The organism is uncultured Nisaea sp., from assembly GCF_963974195.1.
GTDB lineage: Bacteria > Pseudomonadota > Alphaproteobacteria > Thalassobaculales > Thalassobaculaceae > Nisaea.
On the sequence record NZ_CAXBDC010000208.1, the window covers coordinates 1 to 1888 of the forward strand.

2 protein-coding genes are annotated in these 1888 nt (G+C 62.1%); both read left to right on the top strand.

Going from position 1 to position 1888, the window contains the following annotated elements:
• Positions 1-27: 27 nt before the first annotated feature.
• Positions 28-849: a phosphoadenylyl-sulfate reductase gene (locus AAC126_RS22275; protein ID WP_339857671.1), complete on the top strand. Its 822-nt coding sequence runs from the start codon at positions 28-30 to the stop codon at positions 847-849.
• 203 nt (positions 850-1052) lie between these two features.
• Positions 1053-1888: ferredoxin--NADP reductase (locus tag AAC126_RS22280; RefSeq protein WP_339857673.1), on the top strand; the 836-nt coding region annotated here is incomplete at its 3' end.

Genomic DNA, 1888 nt, shown 5'->3' on the forward strand with positions numbered 1-1888 from the left:
GAGCGACGCTGGAAGGATAGAACGAGCATGGCGCAAGCAATCGAACGGATACACGCGGACAATACGAGCCGGTATTCACGCAGCTGGGATCAGAGCGAAGCCGAAACGGCAGCCCTGCACCGGCGGCTGACCGAAGATTACGGAAATCTGAGCGAGCAGGACATGCTCGCCGCCCTCACAGAAGAAGAATTTCCCGGCCGCAGCGCGGTGATCGCCTCCTTCGGCACGGAATCCGCCGTGCTGCTGGATATCGTCGCCTCGGTGAACAAGCACCTGCCGGTGATCTTCATCGATACCGGGAAACATTTCGAGGAAACCCTGCGCTACCGGGACCAGCTCTCGGCCCGGCTTGGTCTTACAGATATCCGCAATGCCACCCCGTCGACCGCGCTGATCCGGCGTCAGGACCGGGACGGCACGCTCTGGCAGAGTGATCCCGATGCCTGCTGCAACCTTCGCAAGGTGCTGCCGATGCGTCAGGCCATCCAGCCGTTCGGCCTGATCATCACCGGACGCAAGCGCGCCCATGGCGGCCTGCGATCGGAGATCGAGATGATCGAGCAATTCGGCGAGCGTATCCGCCTCAACCCGCTCGCGGACTGGGATGCATCCCGGATCGATGCAGAGTTCACGGTCCGCGATCTGCCGCGCCATCCCTTGCAGGCACAAGGCTACAGTTCCATTGGCTGCGCGCCCTGCACCGACCCGGCTGCTGCCGGAGCCGACGTCCGCTCGGGCCGCTGGGCCCAGTCCGACAAAACGGAATGCGGCATCCACTTCAATGCCGATGGCTCGGTGAGCCGCGGCGAGCCGCAAGATCGAAGCAACCGGGATCAGGCAGCCGCCTGATCCTCTTTCAACCCTTTCAAAGCCATGCAACGGCCCGGACCGTGGGTCCCACCTTGCATGGAAAGATTGATCCCGGCGACCGCCAACGATAGAAAACGGCGGTCGCCGCCCTTCTAACGGGCCGACAGAATTCAGGCTGCCGGATCATGACCGGCGGCGTCGGTGTCAGTCGGCCCTCGCAACAGGTGAGCAGGTAAATGAATATGATGGACAGTCACGCGGCGGCTCCCGCCAGCGCAGAAGAACGCGGCACCGGCGGCTTTCCGATCCCGGACGGAGTCTTCGCGGAAACCGTGACCGAGGTGCAGCACTATACGGACCGCCTGTTCCGCTTCCGCATGAAACGGCCGCAGAGCTTCCGCTTCCGTTCCGGCGAATTCGTCATGATCGGCCTGCCGAATGCGGAGAAGCCGGTCTACCGCGCCTATTCCATCGCCAGCCCGTCCTGGGACGAAAATATCGAGTTTTACTCGATCAAGGTTCCGGACGGCCCGCTTACCGAGCATCTGCAAAAAATCCAGCCGGGCGACACCGTGCTGATGCGCAAAAAGCCGACCGGCACGCTGGTCAATGATGCACTGACACCGGGTAAACGGCTCTACATGTTCTCCACCGGCACCGGCATCGCACCCTTCGCCTCCGTGATCCGCGACCCGGAGACCTACGAGAAATTCGACGAGTTGATCCTGACCCATACCTGCCGCGACGTTGCCGAGCTGGATTACGGCAAGGAGCTGGTGGCCTCCCTGAAGGAGGACGAAGTGTTCGGAGAACTCGCCCGGGCTCAGCTCACGCTCTATTCCACGACAACCCGGGAAGAGAGCCCGAAGATGGGCCGTATCACGGATCTGATGGAAAGCGGAAAGCTGTACGAGGATCTCGGCGTACCCCCGCTCAATCCGGAAACGGATCGCGGCATGATCTGCGGCTCCATGGCAATGCTCAAGGACGTCAAGGAACTGCTGGAGAAAGCCGGCCTGAATGAAGGCGCGAACAACAAGCCGGCCGAATTCGTGGTCGAGCGGGCGTTCGTCGGCTA

Coding starts and splice junctions, on each gene's coding strand:
- AAC126_RS22275 (WP_339857671.1), top strand. CDS start 28: ATGGCGCAAGCAATCGAACGGATACACGCGGACAATACGAGCCGGTAT.